The sequence below is a fragment of the Seonamhaeicola sp. ML3 genome (assembly GCF_023273855.1).
Taxonomy (GTDB): Bacteria; Bacteroidota; Bacteroidia; order Flavobacteriales; family Flavobacteriaceae; genus Seonamhaeicola.
Genome location: NZ_CP096884.1, coordinates 505,701 through 523,242, shown reverse-complemented (window position 1 = coordinate 523,242; position 17,542 = coordinate 505,701). Strand labels below are relative to the sequence as shown.

The window sequence follows — 17,542 nt, the reverse complement described above, 5'->3', positions numbered from 1 at the left end:
TACAGAAATTATTCTGTCTCAGGCCTGTTTTTTTTCATTATTGCCGCAACAATAAGACCTAATATAGTGAAGAAAACTAAACTTTGAGCCAATTGCAATACTTGAGACTTAAGGGATTGTGTATCCTTTTTTTCAGCGGCTTCTATTTGTTGGGCAATTTGCTCTGGTGGTGCGCCAAAACTTTTCATCATTTCAGCCGATTTTTCTAAAGCGATTTCTTTTAGTTCTAAAGCAGCTTCGGGGTCAATGAAGTTAAACAATATGAAGCTTACGAGCGTGCTTACAAAAATACCGACAGCTACAGTGATAAAGTAGGAAGAGAAGGCCTCCTTGAAACTGGCAAAGCCATCTTGTAATTTTTTCGTTTTGCCAATAGTGTAAATTCCAAAAATTAATATGATTATGGGTAAAACCAAGAATATCATCCAAAAGTTGATTAACAATTCAAGATTAACTACATATCCAATTACGGTATAGAGTGAAAGAATAATAGCCAGATAAAGTCCAAGATTAACTGCGTTAGATTTTACAGATTTTTCCATGATAAAGTTGAAATATTTTGTTAGTTGGTAGGTTAGTAACCAAAGATACCAAATAGTTACACAAAAAAATGAAATAAAAATTAGTAAAAAAGTATTGTGCAGTTATAAAAATTACTTAAATTTGCACCTCGAAAAATTAAAGATTTTTAAAGCTCAAAGCGATGAAAAAAGATATACACCCAGAAAATTATAGATTAGTAGCATTTAAAGATATGTCTAACGACGATGTGTTTTTAACAAAATCTACTGCAGAAACAAATGAAACTCTTGAGGTTGACGGTGTTGAGTATCCGCTTGTAAAAATGGAGATTTCAAGAACATCACACCCTTACTACACTGGTAAATCTAAATTAGTAGATACTGCTGGTCGTATCGATAAGTTCAAAACTAAATACGCTAAGTTTAAAAAGTAAACTTAAGATTCTATAAAACTACCAAGCCTTTCTAATTTAGAAAGGCTTTTTTATTTTGCGCAATTGGTATACATTTGTTCTAAGCACAAAGCTAAATGCTGGGTGTTTTTAGGAATTTCAAATTTCAAACTTCATATTTCCCATGAATTACATCCTTTTTGACGGCCCATCAAGAAATAATTTATTACCATTTACCTATACGCGTCCTGTGGCAGACATTAGAGTTGGTATTTTAACAATTCGAGAGAAATGGGAATCCTTTCTAGATACTACTACAACAACGGTTACCGAAGACTATCTGTCTGAAAAGTTTCCTATGGTGGAGCTAGAAGAAAACATCATGATTAATGCTTCTTACCTTCCTAATTCTAAGATGGTTGAAGTCATAAGAAATTTGAAAGATAACCAAGCAGTGTTTAAAGGTGAAGATATTGTTGCCTTTTTCACAAAAGAAGGCCAAGAAGATATAGATTTTAGTGCTTTTGAAGTTGTAGAATTTGAAGAAGATTGTATTAAAATTGAGAATACTTGGGATATTTTTTCAAAAAACGGAAAAGCTATTCAAGAAGATTTCATATTAATTACGAAAAACAGAGCATCCGAGCCAATTCCCGATCAGGTAGTTGTTTTTCAATCAGAAAATATTTTTATTGAACCAGGTGCTCAGTTACCATTGTGTTCTTTGAACGCTTCCGGAGGTCCAATATACATCGGGAGGGATACTGAAATTATGGAAGGCAGTATGATTAGAGGGCCTTTTGCCTTATGTGAAGGCGCCAAAGTAAATATGGGAGCTAAAATCTATGGGCCTACAACTATAGGGCCTTACAGTAAAGTTGGTGGAGAGATTAATAATGTTGTAATTTTTGGCTATTCAAATAAGGGTCATGACGGATTTCTGGGTAACTCCGTTTTAGGAGAGTGGTGTAATTTGGGAGCAGATACCAATACCTCTAACCTAAAAAACAATTATGCCGAAGTGAGGTTGTGGGATTACGAGTCTGAAGGTTTTGCAAGAACTGGTTTGCAGTTTTGTGGATTAATGATGGGAGACCATAGCAAGGCTGGTATAAATACAATGTTTAATACGGGCACCGTTGTGGGGGTGAGTGCCAATATTTTTGGTAGTGGTTTTCCAAGAAATTTTGTCCCTAGCTTTAGTTGGGGTGGAAGTGCAGGTTTTACAACATATTTAACCCGAAAAGCATTTGAGGTCGCCCAAGTAGTAATGGATAGGCGAAAACAAGAATTTACAGAAGAAGATAAAGCGATTCTGGAATATGTTTTCGAAGAAACCAAAAAATACAGGCGTGAATAATATTCAGTAACTTTATTTTTTATAATTGAGGGTTATGAGGCTTTTTTTTAGCTTGCTATTGCTTTTTATGTCTGTACTTGTGTTTTCTCAAAAAGACACTTACAAGATTGTCAATATAGACCTAAACAATAAATACCCACATTTTGCCTTAATGTCAATCAAGTCCAACAAAATCCTATTTACATCTTTTGTTACGGGGAAAAAGGGTAAGGTTAAAAAAATCCAAGGTATGCCTGTTTTACAGGTCTTCCAGGGAGAGGTTTCTGAAACAGGTGAAATTATAAATATTGAACAACTCCCCATAGATCCAAGACAGAATATAATCAATATTACAAGTACAACGCTATCGCCAGATGGGAAGTATTTATACATTACTTCGAGGTATAATTATAAAAATAAGCCCAAAGGAAATTTTAATATGGAAAATTTTCATATTTCGGTTGGTAGGTACGATAAGGTTATTGGTTGGACCGATTTTAAGGTGTTGCCTTTTTGTAAACTTAGGTATTCGTATGCGCATCCCACTTTAAGTAGTGACGGGAAAACGTTATACTTCACATCTAACCTTCGAGGAGGCAGAGAGACAACAAAAGGAGGTTCCGATATCTTTAAGGTTGATGTCTTAGGACATAACTCCTTTTCTGAGCCCAAAAACTTAGGAAAGAATGTGAATTCATATAGCAGGGAAATGTTTCCTGTTATTACAGATGATAATGTGTTGTATTTCTCTTCTTTAAGAGCGGGAGGTTACGGGGCTTACGATATTTACAAAAGCACTATAAATGACAAGGGAGAATTTACTAAAGCTGAAAAATTACCAAAACCGTTAAATAGCTCTAAGGACGATTTTTCATTTATAACAAACAACAATGGAACCTCAGGATACTTGGTCTCTAAAAGACTTAAAGGAAAGGGCGACGACGATATTTATTATTTCATTAAAAACTAAAATATGTTAGGTTTAATACTTGTTTACTTTATAGGGAAACGTTTTTACGATTTATCGGTTGCATATAACCAGAAGAAATGGCTTTTCGCTATCTTAGGTGTAGCCTCGTATTATGTCGGCGCTATCGTCATTGGAGGTTTTACCCTTGGTATTATAGATGGGCTTTTTGATTTGGGTATTGATTGGGACAATAACCTTGGAGCGGGCTTATTGGCCCTTCCTTTTGGACTTTTAACAGTATATCTATTCTATATATTATTGAAGAAAAAATGGGAGAAAACAGGTGTTGAGGTAAAAGATGAGATTCAAGATATTGGTAAAGCTCCCAAAGAAGATTTTTAGCCTTTAGAACACTAGTTCTGTCATAGTTGAAAATTATTCCTCAGCTTTTTTAACACGTTTTAAATCAATCATGTTTATGGGATTGATGCCAAGGCCACTTATGTTTTTTTGGGTAAACCTTACGACTTCATCGTAATAAAGAGGCACCATGATAGCATGATCCATAGCTAATGAATCTATTTTGGAGTATAACTCTTTTCGTTCTTCAATATTGGTAATTAGGAACGCTTTATTGTAAAGGCTATCTACTGTTTTGTTTTTGAAGTGGAAGTAGTTCGAGCCACTGGGAGCGAAGTTCTTGCTGTAAAAAATGGACAAATAGTTTTCGGCGTCTAGATAATCGGCAACCCAAGAACTTCGAAACATGTCTACTTTTCCATTGTATCGCGCACTTCGCAGTGCTGCCTCTGGCATGACTTCAACATTTATGCTTAGGCCCGCCTTTTCGAGCTCTCGTTGAATGAATTCACAAAAATCTAAGTAATTACTCGTTGTTACTAAGTTTATTTCGGGGTTTGTAATACCGCTTTCTTTTTTAAACTGATTGATGAGTTGTTTGGCTTTTTGAGGTTGATAGCTATAGCCACTGGTTGTTTTGTGACCTTCTAGTCCAATAGGAATAAATCCGCCATTAGCAGGATTGCCAATGCCGTTTCGAAGGTAAATCATCATCTTTTTTCTGTCGAAACCATAATTTATGGCCTTCCTAATTAGCTTAGATTGAATTTCGGGCGTTTCAGAATCAAGGTAAAAGCCAAGGTATTCGGTGTTGAGGTAAGGGCCGCGGGACATGTTTACCGTGGCGTTGTATTTAGCTCTAAGTTTGCCGTTGGCGGTTAACAATTCATCTTTATAAGAATTGTCTAGACTCTGTAAATAGTCGATATTGCCCTGAGCAAATTGTAAAAATTCGCTTTGTTTATCGGGTAAAAAAGTTAATGCTACCGCCTCTAAATACGGGAGTTGGTTGCCCAAAGAGTCTTTTTCAAAATAAAGTTCGTTTCTTCTTAAAACAAGCTTAATGTTTTCCTCCCAGCGTTTAAACTTAAAAGGCCCCGTTCCAATAGGGTTAGACCTAAAATCGTTTCCGTAATGTGTTAAGATTTCTTCTGGAACTACAGAGCAATATTTCATGGCAAGTAGACCGATAAATGCAGGAAAAGGTTGTTTTAATTCAATGCTGAAAATGGTGTCGTTTATGGCCTTAAAATCACGAACCTTATTTAAAACCCAACTTCCTGGAGCGGCCAGTTTCTTATTTCTTAATCGATTTAAACTAAATTCAAAATCTTTAGCCGTAACCGTTCTGGTGGAATCTTTGCCAAATAAGTGGTGTTTGTGGAAAAAAACATCGTTTCTTAGGCTGAACGTGTAAACTAAAGCATCGTTAGAAATGTTCCAAGATTTGGCAATACAAGGCTTTATGTTTAGACGGTCATCAAGTTGAACCAATCCGTTGTAGATTTGATTGTTTACAGAATTATCCTGTAACGTCCTTGAAAAAGCAGGGTCTAATGTGTTGATGTTAGCATACTCGTTGTATCTAAAGACGAGGTGGTCTCTATTTGAGTTTGCGTTTTTTGTGCAGGAGAAAATAAATATTATTATACAACTTATTGATATATAGTGTGTTATTTGTTTTTTAACAGGTTTTATCATATAACTAATTAGTTGTAAATTTGCACGCTAATTGTGCGCCTAAGAAATCAATAGCCTATAATTTTTTATGTATTGGTTTCCTTAATATCACAAATATAAAGAGTTTTAAAGCGCTAGAAATAGCATCAGAACAATAATGAACAAAAAAGTCGCATTTTATACATTAGGTTGTAAGTTGAATTTTTCCGAGACCTCTACTATAGCCAGAAGTTTTAAGAACGAAGGTTTTGATCGTGTAGATTTTTCAGAGAAAGCCGATATCTATGTGATAAACACATGTTCGGTTACAGAAAATGCCGATAAGCGTTTCAAAACTATTGTAAAGCAAGCCCAAAAGGCAAACGATAAAGCGTTTGTAGCAGCTGTGGGGTGTTACGCCCAATTAAAACCACAGGAGTTAGCAGATGTAGATGGCGTGGATTTGGTTTTGGGGGCTACTGAAAAGTTCAAGATTACAGATTACCTGAACGATTTAACAAAAAACGATTTTGGAGAGGTGCATTCTTGTGAAATCGAAGATGCCGATTTTTACGTGGGGTCTTATTCCATTGGAGATAGAACAAGAGCATTTTTAAAAGTTCAAGACGGTTGCGACTATAAATGCACCTATTGTACTATCCCTTTAGCTCGTGGTATTTCTCGTAGTGATACCATGGAAAATGTTTTAAACAACGCCAAAGAGATTGCTGCTCAAAACATTAAGGAAATTGTTTTAACCGGCGTTAATATTGGAGATTATGGTAAAGGGGAATTCGGAAACAAAAAACACGAACATACGTTTTTGGATTTAGTAACCGAATTAGATAAAGTTGAAGGTATAGAGCGCCTTCGTATTTCATCTATAGAGCCCAATTTGCTAAAAAACGAAACGATAGATTTGGTATCTAAGTCACGTGCTTTTGTTCCTCATTTTCATGTGCCTTTACAGAGTGGAAGTAATGAAATTTTAAAGAAAATGAAGCGTCGCTATCTTAAGGAATTGTATATAGATAGAGTTGCAAAAATAAAGGAAGTGATGCCTCATGCCTGTATTGGAGTAGATGTTATTGTAGGCTTTCCAGGGGAAACAGACGAGCATTTTTTGGAAACCTATCATTTTTTAAACGAACTCGATATTTCTTATTTACACGTTTTTACCTATTCTGAAAGGGATAATACCGAAGCCGCCGAAATGGAAGAGGTTGTTCCTAACAACGTAAGGAGTAAACGTAGTAAAATGTTACGAGGGCTCTCTGTGAAAAAGCGAAGAGCGTTTTATGAGAGTCAGCTGGCTACTAGCAGAACTGTTTTGTTCGAAAGTGAAAATAAAGAAGGCTATATTCATGGGTTTACAGAAAACTATGTAAAGGTTAAAACGCCTTGGAATCCGGATTTAGTAAATACATTACATACTGTAGAACTAACTAAAATAGATGAAGACGGTCTGGTGAGATTTAATTTTAAAAACTGAAGTAAACGCGCTTTGGAGTTGTTTTAATCTGATTTTATGAGGGTTGAACGAGTTTTTTAAGGTAAACTACAATTAAGAAGTATGTTTACATCTAGAAATTGTTTCCCCAAAACAACCTACTTATGAAAATTTTCCACAAAATATTACTTGTTTCCTTTATCTCATTCTCATTATTCTCATGTTCTAAAGATGATATTGATGAAAACGAACTGCTTTATGGTGTTTGGGATAATGTTAAGTTCGATGGGGATAAAGAGCTAACATTACGGTTGTTTTTTGGGCCAGATAATACAGGGGGAAGAATTAGATCTACTGAGGATGCCGAAGGTGTAGTCTCTTCTAGTGAATCTTTTGAATGGTCGCTACAGAATGATCAAATAGAGATTACCGATTCCTATACGAATTCCAAAGAGGAATACTATATCAATTCATTTGGTAAGTTGGTCTCGAAGGCTACAGCAGACTTAGTGTTGGATAAGGTGTCAGATGATTACTCCAGATATTATGATGGCAAATAAAAAATCCGAAGCTAAATATTAGACTTCGGACTTTTAGTAGTTTTTTTAGAAAACTTAAATTCTTACGCCTACAGGAAGCATACGCTTATACTTTCTGTTAGCCCTAACAAATCTCGCAATTTCTGGGCTGGTAGGAACAACACTTAGGTTTCTTTCGTGAATCTGCTCAAAAACAGCAGCTAAAAATTCTTTTTTAAATCCTTCGTCTTCAACATTTTGAGGGATTATAAGTTTAGTCAAAAATATTTTTCGCTCCTGTAAAGAATACTCAATTTTCGCTAATTGATTATCAACTTTAACTTCAAATTGGCGTAAAAAATCATTGTCTATTAGTTCAACAGCATCTACCATATTATTTAAATGTTTTAAATTTATGCGGAGAATATAATTACAAACTTTAGTTTGTTTTAGGCTGCAAAACTACGAAAAAAAAACGGCATTGTAAAGAAAAAACCTAGTTAATACCTTATGAGTCAAGAGTTAATACATGTTTATTTAATGCCAGGTATGGCTGCAAGCCCATTAATTTTTGAGCATATTAGCCTCCCGCAAGACAAATTCAAGTTACATTATCTTGAATGGTGTGTGCCCTTAGATGAAGAAACATTAAGCGAGTATGCGTATAGAATGACAACCCATATTACCAACGAGAATTTTTTGTTGTTAGGGGTTTCTTTTGGAGGTGTTCTAGTTCAAGAGATGGTAAAGTTTGTTTCACCCAAAAAACTGATTATTGTTTCTAGCGTAAAGTCCAAAAGTGAGATTCCTAAGCACATGCAATTGGCAGGAAAAACAAAGGTGTATAAACTATTACCCACGCATTTAGCCAGTAAAATTGATGTTCTGGAAAAATATGCCTTTGGAAAGAGTTTTACTAAACGGCTAAAATTATATCAAAAATACTTGTCGGTAAATGATAATAGATACTTAGATTGGGCCATAGACTGTATGGTTAATTGGCAGCAAGAAGAACCGCCAACAGGTATTGTGCATATTCATGGTGATAATGATGCTGTTTTTCCAATTAGTAATATCGAAGATTGTATTGTTGTTCCTGGTGGTACCCATATTATGATAATAAATAAGTACAAGTGGTTTAATGCGCATTTAGTGGATATAATTCTTGAAAATTAGTACGCTTTTATTAACTTTATACAAAACTTTTAACGATGAAGCTAGTAGAACGCATTTTAGCGTGCGTAGGGTTATTAAGTTTATGTTTTATATTTATTTATGCCCTCCAAGACGCGCCTACCGATGAAAACTTTGAAAAGAAACTCATAAACGATTACAATGTTTATGCACTTCAAGTCCCAGAACATCTAGACTTTGCGGGTGAGGCCATGCCGTTAAACAATCCGGATATTCTAGAACGTATGGATAGAGAGTTATTGGTAAATACCTATTGGCAATCTAATGGATTGTTAATGTTTAAGCGTTCCAAAAAATATTTTCCAATAATAGAACCTATTTTGGCGAAGTATGGAGTTCCGGACGATTTTAAATATTTAGCTGTTATTGAGAGCGGACTCACCAATGCGGTGTCTCCTGCAGGTGCTCGTGGAGTATGGCAAATTATGAAAGCCACAGGGAAAGAGAATGGTTTAGAAGTAAATACCAATGTAGACGAACGTTATCATTTAAAAAAAGCTACAGAGGTTGCTTGTAAGTATTTGTTAGATGCTAAAGAAAGTCTAGGGTCTTGGACACTAGCTGCGGCAGCTTACAACGCTGGGAAAGCTGGAGTGTCTAGAAGATTAGGAGAGCAAAATGTTACAGATTATTATGATTTATTACTAGGAGAAGAAACAGGGCGTTACCTCTTTAGAATTGTGGCATTAAAAGAGATTTTATCCCATCCAAATAAATACGGTTTCAATTTTAGGGATAAAGATTTATATACTAATATTCCAACTTTTAAAGTTGAAGTAGATACTGCTGTTACCGACTTTTCTATGTTTGCCCAGGAATTTGGAATAAACTATAAGATACTTAAACTACACAATCCTTGGTTGCGCGAAAGACATCTCAATAATAAATCCAGGAAACGTTACGAAATAGAAATACCTAAAGAAGGGTATTATGATTTAGCTGAGAAATAATTCATTTTTGTTATGCTGAAGCCGTTTCAGCCTCATCTCACCAAAAATTATTTAGATTCCGAAACAAGTTCGGAATGACAGTAGTACACTTAAAGTTATCTGCTTCTTCTCTTCTGAGATCTTAAAGATCCACCTGCACCAAAATGTTGATTAGGTCCTACAGCTTGCTTCATGTTTTGTTTCATCATTTTTATTTGATCGGTGAGCATGCCGTGTTTATCTAGCTTTTGGGCTTCGGTTAGCAATTGTTGCGCCTCTCTTTTTCTGCGTTTTGAAAAGGCAATTCCTGCAAGGTTTAATTTAGCCATGGCTAAATCATGTTTCATGGATAAGCCCAGATTAATGGCCTTTTTGAAATATTTTTCAGAATCATTCATATTATCTTGCATAGTCATTAAGCCATGAAGATAATTATAGTAGCCTTGTTGCTTTTTAACTAAAGCGCCTTCAGGATTTTTAATTTTGTCTAGCCATTTTTTAGCACCATCAAAATCTTGCTTTCTTAGTCGAAGAAAAGCCAATAGAATAAATTCGTTTTTGAAATATAAGAAGATAAACACACCGGCTAATAGGATAAGGGCAATACCATTTCCAATTTCACCTAAGGTAAATTGGTAAACAGCATAAGCGATAATTCCAATGGCAATAATGAGTTTTATAATCTTGTTGTACATGGTTGTGTTTTGTATGTTATACAGGGCAAATAGCCTTGTTTTTGAGTGATTTTATTTTGAGATGCAAAGAAACAAAATTTTATCTAAAAAATATTTTTAAAATAGGTTTGTGAAATAAAAAAGCTTTGTATATTTGCACCCAGTTTTGCCAAAAGGTCAAAATTACAGTTATAATTACATTTCAGATATTTAAAGATATAAGACAATGAGTAAAAGAACGTTTCAACCATCGAAAAGAAAGAGAAGAAACAAGCATGGTTTCAGAGAAAGAATGGCTTCTGCTAATGGAAGAAAAGTACTTGCCCGTAGAAGAGCTAAGGGAAGAAAGAAATTGTCTGTATCATCTGAAACAAGACATAAAAAATAATGATTAACAATTGTTTATAAGTTAAAGGTGTTGCTTAAGTGTAACGCCTTTTTTTATGTTTCGTAATTACTAATTTTGCAACTAATTTATTTTCACTAGAATACTTTAAAAAATGCCAAAAAATCCTAAATTAAAATCTATACTAATTATTGGTTCGGGTCCAATTATCATTGGACAAGCGTGTGAGTTCGATTATTCTGGTTCACAGGCATTACGATCTTTAAGAGAAGATGGAATTGAAACTATCTTAATTAATTCGAATCCAGCAACGATAATGACCGATCCTTCTATGGCCGATCATGTGTATTTGTTGCCATTGAATACAAAGTCGATAGTCAAGATTTTAAAAGAACATCCACAAATTGATGCGGTTTTACCTACTATGGGAGGACAAACTGCGCTAAACCTTGCAATCGAGGCTGATGAAAAAGGTATTTGGGAGGATTTTGGAGTAGAGCTTATCGGTGTAAATATCGATGCTATCAATATCACCGAGGATAGAGAACAGTTTAGAGAATTAATGGGCAAAATTGGTGTTGGTATGGCACCGCAGGCAACGGCCACCTCTTTCTTAAAAGGTAAAGAGATAGCTCAAGAGTTTGGTTTTCCATTATGTATTCGTTCCTCGTTTACTTTAGGTGGAGCAGGAGCGGCTATTGTTTATGATGAAGCCGATTTTGACAAGCTATTACGTCGCGGACTTGAGATATCACCTATCCATGAGGTAATGATTGATAAAGCATTACTTGGATGGAAAGAATATGAGTTGGAGTTATTAAGAGATTCTAACGGTAATGTTGTCATTATATGTTCTATTGAAAATATGGATCCCATGGGAATCCACACGGGAGATTCCATTACGGTAGCGCCAGCTATGACTTTAAGTGATAGAACGTATCAAAAAATGCGTGATATGGCTATCCATATGATGCGTAGTATTGGTGATTTTGCTGGAGGTTGTAACGTTCAGTTTGCAGTTAGTCCAGATGATCAAGAAGAGATTATCGCTATTGAAATTAACCCACGTGTATCACGTTCTTCGGCATTGGCAAGTAAAGCAACAGGGTATCCTATTGCAAAAATTGCTGCTAAATTGGCTATGGGGTACCATTTAGATGAGTTAAGCAACCAGATTACTAAATCGACTTCGGCATTATTCGAACCAACTTTAGATTACGTTATTGTAAAAATACCACGTTGGAATTTCGATAAGTTTGAAGGTTCAGATAGAACTTTAGGACTACAAATGAAGGCTGTAGGTGAGGTTATGGGTATTGGACGTTCGTTCCAAGAAGCATTGCACAAAGCTACACAGTCACTCGAGATTAAACGTAATGGTTTAGGGGCTGACGGCAAGGAGAATACTAATTACGATCAAATTATTGAGAAGCTAAAATTTGCGTCTTGGGATCGTGTATTCATTATTTACGATGCTATTAAAATGGGTATCCCTTTAAGTAGAATCCATGAAATCACTAAGATAGACATGTGGTTCTTAAAGCAATACGAAGAACTATATTTCTTAGAAAAGGAAATTTCTACCTTTAATATTGATACCATTGAAAAACCACTTTTACTTGAAGCTAAGCAGAAAGGTTATGGAGACCGCCAGATAGCGCATATGCTAGGGTGTTTAGAGAGTCAGGTTTATAGTAAGCGTGAAGAATTGAATATTAACAGAGTTTACAAGCTAGTTGATACTTGTGCGGCTGAATTTGAGGCCAAGACACCATATTACTATTCAACTTTTGAAAGTGAAATGGAAACTGCCGATGGTAAGCGTTATTCTGATAATGAAAGTGTAGTAACAGATAGAAAGAAAGTTATTGTACTAGGTTCTGGACCAAATAGAATTGGCCAAGGAATTGAGTTTGATTACTGTTGTGTACATGGGGTTTTAGCTGCTGCTGAGTGTGGTTATGAGACCATTATGATTAACTGTAACCCTGAAACAGTTTCTACAGATTTCGATACAGCCGATAAATTATATTTCGAACCAGTTTTCTGGGAGCATATTTATGACATCATTAAGCATGAAAAACCAGAAGGTGTCATCGTTCAGTTAGGTGGTCAAACTGCCTTGAAACTTGCTGAAAAGTTAGATCGCTATGGTGTTAAAATTATTGGTACGAGCTTCGATTCTTTAGATTTAGCCGAAGACCGTGGAAGTTTCTCTACTCTGTTAAAAGAGAACAACATTCCTTATCCTAAATTTGATACTGCCGAAACTGCCGATGAAGCCCTTGCAGTAGCTAAGGAATTAGATTTTCCAATTTTGGTAAGACCATCTTATGTATTAGGAGGTCAAGGGATGAAGATTGTAATTAATGAGAAGGAATTAGAAAAGCACGTTGTTAGCTTATTACAAAGTATTCCAAACAATAAATTACTATTAGATCACTACTTAGAAGGAGCTATTGAGGCTGAAGCAGATGCTATTTGTGATGGTGAGGAAGTTTATATCATCGGAATTATGGAGCACATAGAACCTTGTGGTATCCACTCTGGTGATAGTAATTCAACACTGCCTCCATTTAACTTAGGTGAGTTTGTAATGCAACAGATAAAAGACCATACCAAGAAGATTGCTTTAGCGCTTAATACTGTAGGTTTAATAAACATTCAGTTTGCGGTTAAAGATGATGTGGTTTATATCATTGAGGCCAACCCAAGAGCATCTAGAACGGTACCGTTTATCGCTAAGGCTTATGGAGAACCTTATGTAAATTATGCAACTAAACTAATGTTAGGAGAGAAAAAGGTTAAGGATTTTAATTTCAATCCTCAATTGGAAGGTTACGCCATTAAGCAGCCAGTGTTTTCGTTTAACAAGTTCCCGAATGTAGATAAAACATTAGGACCAGAAATGAAGAGTACTGGAGAAAGTATCCTTTTCATTGATAGTTTAAAAGACGACGAGTTTTACGATCTATACTCTAGACGTAAAATGTACTTGAGTAAATAAAGAATTTGTTTAATAAAAAAGCCGCTATAAGCGGCTTTTTTATTTCTTTTTCAACTCAAAATTAAAAGAGATTTCTATTTCTTCAGCTATTTTATTATTCACAATTTTGGGAATTTCAATATCAAAATCTGATGCCTTGGTCATAAAACTCCCTGAAATGTTGACTAGGTCACCATTTTTAGAAATTAGGAGGTCTAAATTTTTAAGACTTTTAGTTTTACCGTGAAAGCTTAGCTCGCCATTATACTTAAAAGTGCTATCAGTATCCGTTAAATTAGAAAAAACAAAATCTGTTATTTTACCTTTAAAGGTTGCTTTTGGGTAAGTGTCAGATTCTGCATAGTTTTCATTAAAATGCTCTTCCATAAGGGCGTTTTTAAAACGAAATCCCTTTACTAAAACCAAAGCTGCAAACTCACCGTTTTCTGTATTTATAATAGCAGTAACCGAATTGTTGGTAGCCTTTACTTCTTCAAATGAAGGTACAGAGGCTTCGAAGTCAACAGTCCCAGTTTTTGTAAGGTACTTAGACTGTGCAGAAGCACTAATTCCTGTTAGTATTAGGTATAAAGCTAAAAAATATCTCATGTTAATTTTCTAATAAACCATCGTCTTTCCATTGCTGAATTAAAGCTCTGGTAGAAGAAGACATTTGTCCTGAAGGCGGCATAACTCCACCTCCTGTTCTGTTAATACGATTTATAATGCCATCTACTCCATTTCTAACCTGTGAAAACGTAGTATAACTTGTAGGCGCTCCATTTTGTCTTGGGTTTCCATGACAGTTTAAGCAGTTATTGCTTATTATGCTCTTTATATCTGCATCGTAAGTCACTTTAGCAGTTGGGTTAGGATTTGGATTAGGGTTAGGTATCGGGTCTGGGTCAGGGCTGCTTACATCGTCGGTGCTATTGCTAGAGCAAGCGCTAAAGATTAGTATAAATCCTAAGAGGTAAATTAAATTTTTCATGTTCATAATCAATTATTTTTAAGGTATTAATAGTGTTAAAATCGTCTGCTTAAGTTAAATCCAAAAAAGATATTTCCATCACCCCAATCACCAGCGCCTTGTCCTAAAAACCCATTAGTGTACATTTGCTGGGCATTTGTTAAATGCATTTGGAACACATGGCCACCGGTTTCTAAATCAAAACCAATGGATAGTGGGTTTTTAAACGGAGAAGTGTCTGCTCTATTTAAATGAAGGCCATAGTCTAAGTTTAAAGACCAACGTTTGTTGAGCTTATATCGGCCGCCAATACCAAGGGCGTATTGGGTGTTGTTCTGTTCATCTGTTACAACAAAATTGTCGTGAAAAACTGTTGGTGATAGTTGTAATGATAGGTTAGTGTTTATTTTTCTAGCAATTAGTATTTGAGAGGTGTAACCCATTCTGTCTTTAAATTCTAAAAGTGGGTATATGTCATCACTCAGTCCTGTATCGAAGATTAGCGCATTAAAGCCAACTATAGTAAAAGGAAAGCCATTTTTTACTTGTTTGGCGATGATGTATTTAAATGTGATATCGTATACCTTTACTCCAGAGCTTCTTGAAATTCCTATGTTAATACCGTCTGTTATACCATAAACAAAATTTAAACGGGTTACGGCATTATCCAAACCAAAGAAGGTGTTTATGCCGTCTTTTAAGGTTCCAAATCTATGGGATACAATAAACGTTAGTTCTTTATGTGCGACTAGCTTAGTAGACTCGAAGTTCACAATTTTAAGTCCCTTAAATGTGGCCGATTCATATTGTATACCAATTGAGTCTGAATCGATTTCGCTAAGCAAATCGTCTTGTGAGAAACTTAATAATGGGATTAGAAAAAAGAATAGAATACGGTAATTCATTATGTTGATTATAGTTAGTTAGGGATTTGACTTCTGTTTTTCACTATGGTTTAATGGTTAAGATTGTGCATTGGTCTAGTTTTACCTCCTCAAGAAGGTCATCGTAGCCAATTAAACGTCCTTTTATTTTTGATTTAAGCCCTTTTGAAGGTGATAGTTTTTCACCTTGTTTAAATCGGCAAAAGATGTTCTCGTTCATGACTAAATAATCTATTTCAACTTCGGTTATAGTACCTGAAATTTCAATAGTCTTATTTAGGTATTGCTTTTCAGCCTCAATAGGGGCATTACTAAATTCATTAGAAAGTGTTTCGGCAGTTAAAACAAATTCGGGGGTTTCAGCGGTTATATCTCTATGGTCTTGGTAAAGATAATTGTATCCTATTAGCGCAAATAAAACAATAAGTAGAAGGATAACATATTTGCGCATAACATAGATTTACCTGATGATAAATACAATGTCGGTTAAAAAAAGCAAAACTTACACTTTTTACAAAGTGATTTTTACATTGTGATGCTTAAGTGAGTCTAAATGTTCCTCAATTTTAAACTCAGAAGATTTAAAAATATTAGTTCTTTTCTTCGATTGCTCCTGTCGTGCGATACTTCTTGAAAATCTACGTACACTTTGCGGGCTGTCTAAAATTAGTCCAGGAACAGGAACGTTATTACCATCTTTATCTTTGGCAACCATGGTAAAATATGACGAGTTACAATGCTTCTTTTCCCCTGTTTGTATGTTTTCCGATTCTACTCGAACACCAATAACCATAGAGGTTCTTCCTGTGTAGTTTACAGAGGCTTTTAAGGTCACCAATTCACCCACGTCTATAGGATTTAAAAAATCAACACGGTTAACCGAAGCGGTAACACAATAGTACCTAGAATGTTTAGAGGCACAGGCAAAAGCGATTTGATCCATGAGATTTAAAATGTAACCCCCGTGAATTTTTCCACTAAAATTAGAATTAGAAGGTAGCATTAATTCTGTAATGGTAACCTGAGACTCTTTTGCGCTCTTAAACATAATTAAACTATTAAATTGTAAATAACTCCTATAATTATGGCAATGCCAAAACTTATTAGTGTGCCTATTAGAATATACTCGGTTAACTGCCGGTCTTTAGATTCTCTTAGGTCTCCAAATCGAAATACAGACTTGGCTGTAATTAAAAAACCAACGGCTTCCCAGTGCCCCAATATGATGAAAATGAACACTAAAATACGCTCTAAAATACCAATATATTTACCGGCATCCTGAAGTGATTCGTTATTTTTAGTAAGTTCTAAAATATTCCACTTTAAAAAAATGGTTTTCATAATTATTGATACCGGAATGGTTAAAAACAACAAACAAGTTATGAGTAAAAGTGTCTCCTCTGTCAGTGCTATTTTTAGGTTTGAGGTGCCTCCTGAGTAAATAAAAAAACAAACTATGATGACTAAAATATGAGCAAACTGGTCTAAAAAGAAAAATAATCGTTTTGTTTTTTTCTTCTGGATGGATAGCTTAATAGCATCTATGATGAAATGTGAAACTCCAATAATTAGCGGAAGGTACCATAACCTAAAATCCCAAAGCATTAAAGCCGTAATGGCTATGTGTATTAGAACATGAATATAGAGTTTAGGTGATTTTAATTTTTTCTTCTCATTTTCTTTTACCCATTTGGTGGGTTGAAGAAAGAAGTCGCTTATAATATGCGCAAGGAATAGTTTTAAGAATAAAATCATAGTTCACCAATTTTTTTTCTGTACATCGAATCTAACTCCATTATTTCATTTAAATGAGCTCGTTTTTGCCTTGTGCTCACTGCATTTTGGTTAATGCCAATCATTTTTCCTAATTCACTTTGCAAAGCATTTGGTTGTTCGATAGTAAGTTTAACTATTTCAGCTGTATTTACAGTCCAACTATCCATGGCTATAAGAGCTAATTTAAAATACAAATTGAGCTCTTCATCAAGTTCAGAATCATTGGTTTTAATCCCTAGGTTTTGTTTTTCTTTTGTAAGAGTTTCTAATGTTTCACCAGAAAACATAAAAGCCTCTCCGTTGGATTCACTAACATTCTCTCCTTCATATGATTTATCGCCCACACCTATTGCTAAACGCACATCAAGCCCTTTAGATTTCATTGAAGCCTTTATATACACAGCACTAATAAAACCAAGGTCTTTCTCAGGAATTTCTAACTGAAAACTGTCTCCTTGATGTAGTCTCCATGAAAATCTGTTTGTAGCCAAAAATGATAAAGCCTCCTTTAAAGCATCTAACCATATTTTTGGGAATTTATGAGCAGTGGATTTTACAATATCACCTGTAATAACACTAGTAGTCATAACATCACTATTTTATGTGATAAACAAATATATCACATTTTTATGTG

At 35.0% G+C, this 17,542-nt stretch carries 21 protein-coding genes; 10 read left to right on the top strand and 11 right to left on the bottom strand.

From position 1 onward, the window contains the following. Window positions 1-8 precede the first annotated feature (8 nt). Window positions 9-542 (bottom strand): DUF4199 domain-containing protein, encoded by a 534-nt coding sequence (locus M0214_RS02475; protein WP_248723897.1) that lies wholly within the window; start codon window positions 540-542, stop codon window positions 9-11. Between the two features lie 161 nt (window positions 543-703). Between M0214_RS02475 and M0214_RS02470 the strand changes: the two genes are divergently transcribed. The 4 genes from M0214_RS02470 (at window position 704) to M0214_RS02455 (ending at window position 3,564) form a co-directional block, all read left to right on the top strand. Then, window positions 704-955 carry a type B 50S ribosomal protein L31 gene (locus M0214_RS02470; RefSeq protein WP_248723896.1) on the top strand — a complete coding sequence of 84 codons (252 nt, stop codon included), beginning with the start codon at window positions 704-706 and terminating at the stop codon, window positions 953-955. Between the two features lie 142 nt (window positions 956-1,097). Continuing rightward, entirely contained in the window at window positions 1,098-2,273 is a 1,176-nt protein-coding gene (locus M0214_RS02465; protein WP_248723895.1) for a GlmU family protein, read from the top strand. Window positions 2,274-2,340: 67 nt separating this feature from the next. Next, complete coding sequence (locus M0214_RS02460; protein WP_248723894.1) at window positions 2,341-3,222, top strand: hypothetical protein; 882 nt, start codon at window positions 2,341-2,343, stop codon at window positions 3,220-3,222. A gap of 3 nt (window positions 3,223-3,225) precedes the next feature. After that, on the top strand, window positions 3,226-3,564 hold the full coding sequence (locus M0214_RS02455; RefSeq protein WP_248723893.1) for a hypothetical protein: 339 nt from the start codon (window positions 3,226-3,228) through the stop codon (window positions 3,562-3,564). Between the two features lie 33 nt (window positions 3,565-3,597). Here the strand turns inward: M0214_RS02455 and M0214_RS02450 are convergent, their stop codons facing one another. Then, window positions 3,598-5,223 (bottom strand): ABC transporter substrate-binding protein, encoded by a 1,626-nt coding sequence (locus M0214_RS02450; protein ID WP_248723892.1) that lies wholly within the window; start codon window positions 5,221-5,223, stop codon window positions 3,598-3,600. Window positions 5,224-5,359: 136 nt separating this feature from the next. Between M0214_RS02450 and mtaB the strand changes: the two genes are divergently transcribed. Together mtaB and M0214_RS02440 are read left to right on the top strand one after the other, a co-directional pair. Beyond that, window positions 5,360-6,673 (top strand): tRNA (N(6)-L-threonylcarbamoyladenosine(37)-C(2))-methylthiotransferase MtaB, encoded by a 1,314-nt coding sequence (gene mtaB, locus M0214_RS02445; RefSeq protein ID WP_248723891.1) that lies wholly within the window; start codon window positions 5,360-5,362, stop codon window positions 6,671-6,673. A 122-nt stretch (window positions 6,674-6,795) separates the two neighbouring features. Next, window positions 6,796-7,191, top strand: coding sequence for a hypothetical protein (locus M0214_RS02440; protein ID WP_248723890.1), 396 nt, complete (start codon window positions 6,796-6,798; stop codon window positions 7,189-7,191). Window positions 7,192-7,245: 54 nt separating this feature from the next. Here the strand turns inward: M0214_RS02440 and M0214_RS02435 are convergent, their stop codons facing one another. Then, window positions 7,246-7,542 carry an N-acetyltransferase gene (locus tag M0214_RS02435; RefSeq protein WP_248723889.1) on the bottom strand — a complete coding sequence of 99 codons (297 nt, stop codon included), beginning with the start codon at window positions 7,540-7,542 and terminating at the stop codon, window positions 7,246-7,248. A 117-nt stretch (window positions 7,543-7,659) separates the two neighbouring features. On the opposite strand from M0214_RS02435, the gene M0214_RS02430 reads away from it, so the two are divergent. Next, the gene (locus M0214_RS02430; RefSeq protein ID WP_248723888.1) at window positions 7,660-8,325 is read left to right on the top strand and encodes an alpha/beta hydrolase; all 666 of its coding nucleotides are present in this window, start codon (window positions 7,660-7,662) and stop codon (window positions 8,323-8,325) included. Window positions 8,326-8,360: 35 nt separating this feature from the next. Further along, window positions 8,361-9,293, top strand: coding sequence for a lytic transglycosylase domain-containing protein (locus tag M0214_RS02425; RefSeq protein WP_248723887.1), 933 nt, complete (start codon window positions 8,361-8,363; stop codon window positions 9,291-9,293). Between the two features lie 95 nt (window positions 9,294-9,388). Here the strand turns inward: M0214_RS02425 and M0214_RS02420 are convergent, their stop codons facing one another. Next, window positions 9,389-9,967 (bottom strand): DUF2892 domain-containing protein, encoded by a 579-nt coding sequence (locus M0214_RS02420; protein WP_248723886.1) that lies wholly within the window; start codon window positions 9,965-9,967, stop codon window positions 9,389-9,391. A 205-nt stretch (window positions 9,968-10,172) separates the two neighbouring features. Between M0214_RS02420 and rpmH the strand changes: the two genes are divergently transcribed. Further along, window positions 10,173-10,334, top strand: coding sequence for a 50S ribosomal protein L34 (gene rpmH / locus M0214_RS02415; RefSeq protein WP_027878648.1), 162 nt, complete (start codon window positions 10,173-10,175; stop codon window positions 10,332-10,334). A 112-nt stretch (window positions 10,335-10,446) separates the two neighbouring features. Continuing rightward, entirely contained in the window at window positions 10,447-13,299 is a 2,853-nt protein-coding gene (carB, locus tag M0214_RS02410) for a carbamoyl-phosphate synthase large subunit (protein WP_248723885.1), read from the top strand. Between the two features lie 39 nt (window positions 13,300-13,338). Here carB and M0214_RS02405 read toward each other — a convergent pair whose 3' ends face one another. The 7 genes from M0214_RS02405 to M0214_RS02375 are packed head-to-tail and all read right to left on the bottom strand — an operon-like array spanning window position 13,339 to window position 17,495. Then, a complete protein-coding gene (locus M0214_RS02405; RefSeq protein WP_248723884.1) occupies window positions 13,339-13,887 on the bottom strand; it encodes a YceI family protein in 549 nt (182 codons plus the stop codon). Between the two features lies 1 nt (window position 13,888). Further along, window positions 13,889-14,269, bottom strand: coding sequence for a hypothetical protein (locus M0214_RS02400; RefSeq protein ID WP_248723883.1), 381 nt, complete (start codon window positions 14,267-14,269; stop codon window positions 13,889-13,891). 35 nt (window positions 14,270-14,304) lie between these two features. Beyond that, a complete protein-coding gene (locus M0214_RS02395) occupies window positions 14,305-15,153 on the bottom strand; it encodes a DUF5777 family beta-barrel protein (RefSeq protein WP_248723882.1) in 849 nt (282 codons plus the stop codon). Window positions 15,154-15,196: 43 nt separating this feature from the next. Next, window positions 15,197-15,583 carry an OB-fold putative lipoprotein gene (locus M0214_RS02390; protein ID WP_248723881.1) on the bottom strand — a complete coding sequence of 129 codons (387 nt, stop codon included), beginning with the start codon at window positions 15,581-15,583 and terminating at the stop codon, window positions 15,197-15,199. Between the two features lie 60 nt (window positions 15,584-15,643). After that, window positions 15,644-16,180: an acyl-CoA thioesterase gene (locus M0214_RS02385; protein WP_248723880.1), complete on the bottom strand. Its 537-nt coding sequence runs from the start codon at window positions 16,178-16,180 to the stop codon at window positions 15,644-15,646. Between the two features lie 2 nt (window positions 16,181-16,182). Further along, window positions 16,183-16,887 (bottom strand): DUF3307 domain-containing protein, encoded by a 705-nt coding sequence (locus tag M0214_RS02380; protein ID WP_248723879.1) that lies wholly within the window; start codon window positions 16,885-16,887, stop codon window positions 16,183-16,185. Continuing rightward, the gene (locus M0214_RS02375) at window positions 16,884-17,495 is read right to left on the bottom strand and encodes a transcriptional regulator (protein ID WP_248723878.1); all 612 of its coding nucleotides are present in this window, start codon (window positions 17,493-17,495) and stop codon (window positions 16,884-16,886) included. The genes M0214_RS02380 and M0214_RS02375 overlap by 4 nt, the downstream gene beginning before the upstream one ends. Between the last annotated feature and the right edge of the window lie 47 nt (window positions 17,496-17,542).

Excerpts from the sequence above, each read along its gene's own strand:
- M0214_RS02420 (WP_248723886.1), bottom strand. The coding sequence starts at position 9,967 with ATGTACAACAAGATTATAAAACTCATTATTGCCATTGGAATTATCGCT.
- M0214_RS02385 (WP_248723880.1), bottom strand. The coding sequence starts at position 16,180 with ATGTTTAAGAGCGCAAAAGAGTCTCAGGTTACCATTACAGAATTAATG.
- M0214_RS02375 (WP_248723878.1), bottom strand. The coding sequence starts at position 17,495 with ATGACTACTAGTGTTATTACAGGTGATATTGTAAAATCCACTGCTCAT.
- M0214_RS02430 (WP_248723888.1), top strand. The coding sequence starts at position 7,660 with ATGAGTCAAGAGTTAATACATGTTTATTTAATGCCAGGTATGGCTGCA.
- M0214_RS02435 (WP_248723889.1), bottom strand. The coding sequence starts at position 7,542 with ATGGTAGATGCTGTTGAACTAATAGACAATGATTTTTTACGCCAATTT.
- M0214_RS02425 (WP_248723887.1), top strand. The coding sequence starts at position 8,361 with ATGAAGCTAGTAGAACGCATTTTAGCGTGCGTAGGGTTATTAAGTTTA.
- M0214_RS02460 (WP_248723894.1), top strand. The coding sequence starts at position 2,341 with ATGTCTGTACTTGTGTTTTCTCAAAAAGACACTTACAAGATTGTCAAT.
- M0214_RS02380 (WP_248723879.1), bottom strand. The coding sequence starts at position 16,887 with ATGATTTTATTCTTAAAACTATTCCTTGCGCATATTATAAGCGACTTC.
- M0214_RS02395 (WP_248723882.1), bottom strand. The coding sequence starts at position 15,153 with ATGAATTACCGTATTCTATTCTTTTTTCTAATCCCATTATTAAGTTTC.
- carB (WP_248723885.1), top strand. The coding sequence starts at position 10,447 with ATGCCAAAAAATCCTAAATTAAAATCTATACTAATTATTGGTTCGGGT.
- mtaB (WP_248723891.1), top strand. The coding sequence starts at position 5,360 with ATGAACAAAAAAGTCGCATTTTATACATTAGGTTGTAAGTTGAATTTT.
- M0214_RS02465 (WP_248723895.1), top strand. The coding sequence starts at position 1,098 with ATGAATTACATCCTTTTTGACGGCCCATCAAGAAATAATTTATTACCA.
- M0214_RS02440 (WP_248723890.1), top strand. The coding sequence starts at position 6,796 with ATGAAAATTTTCCACAAAATATTACTTGTTTCCTTTATCTCATTCTCA.
- M0214_RS02450 (WP_248723892.1), bottom strand. The coding sequence starts at position 5,223 with ATGATAAAACCTGTTAAAAAACAAATAACACACTATATATCAATAAGT.
- M0214_RS02475 (WP_248723897.1), bottom strand. The coding sequence starts at position 542 with ATGGAAAAATCTGTAAAATCTAACGCAGTTAATCTTGGACTTTATCTG.
- M0214_RS02400 (WP_248723883.1), bottom strand. The coding sequence starts at position 14,269 with ATGAAAAATTTAATTTACCTCTTAGGATTTATACTAATCTTTAGCGCT.
- M0214_RS02405 (WP_248723884.1), bottom strand. The coding sequence starts at position 13,887 with ATGAGATATTTTTTAGCTTTATACCTAATACTAACAGGAATTAGTGCT.
- rpmH (WP_027878648.1), top strand. The coding sequence starts at position 10,173 with ATGAGTAAAAGAACGTTTCAACCATCGAAAAGAAAGAGAAGAAACAAG.
- M0214_RS02390 (WP_248723881.1), bottom strand. The coding sequence starts at position 15,583 with ATGCGCAAATATGTTATCCTTCTACTTATTGTTTTATTTGCGCTAATA.
- M0214_RS02470 (WP_248723896.1), top strand. The coding sequence starts at position 704 with ATGAAAAAAGATATACACCCAGAAAATTATAGATTAGTAGCATTTAAA.
- M0214_RS02455 (WP_248723893.1), top strand. The coding sequence starts at position 3,226 with ATGTTAGGTTTAATACTTGTTTACTTTATAGGGAAACGTTTTTACGAT.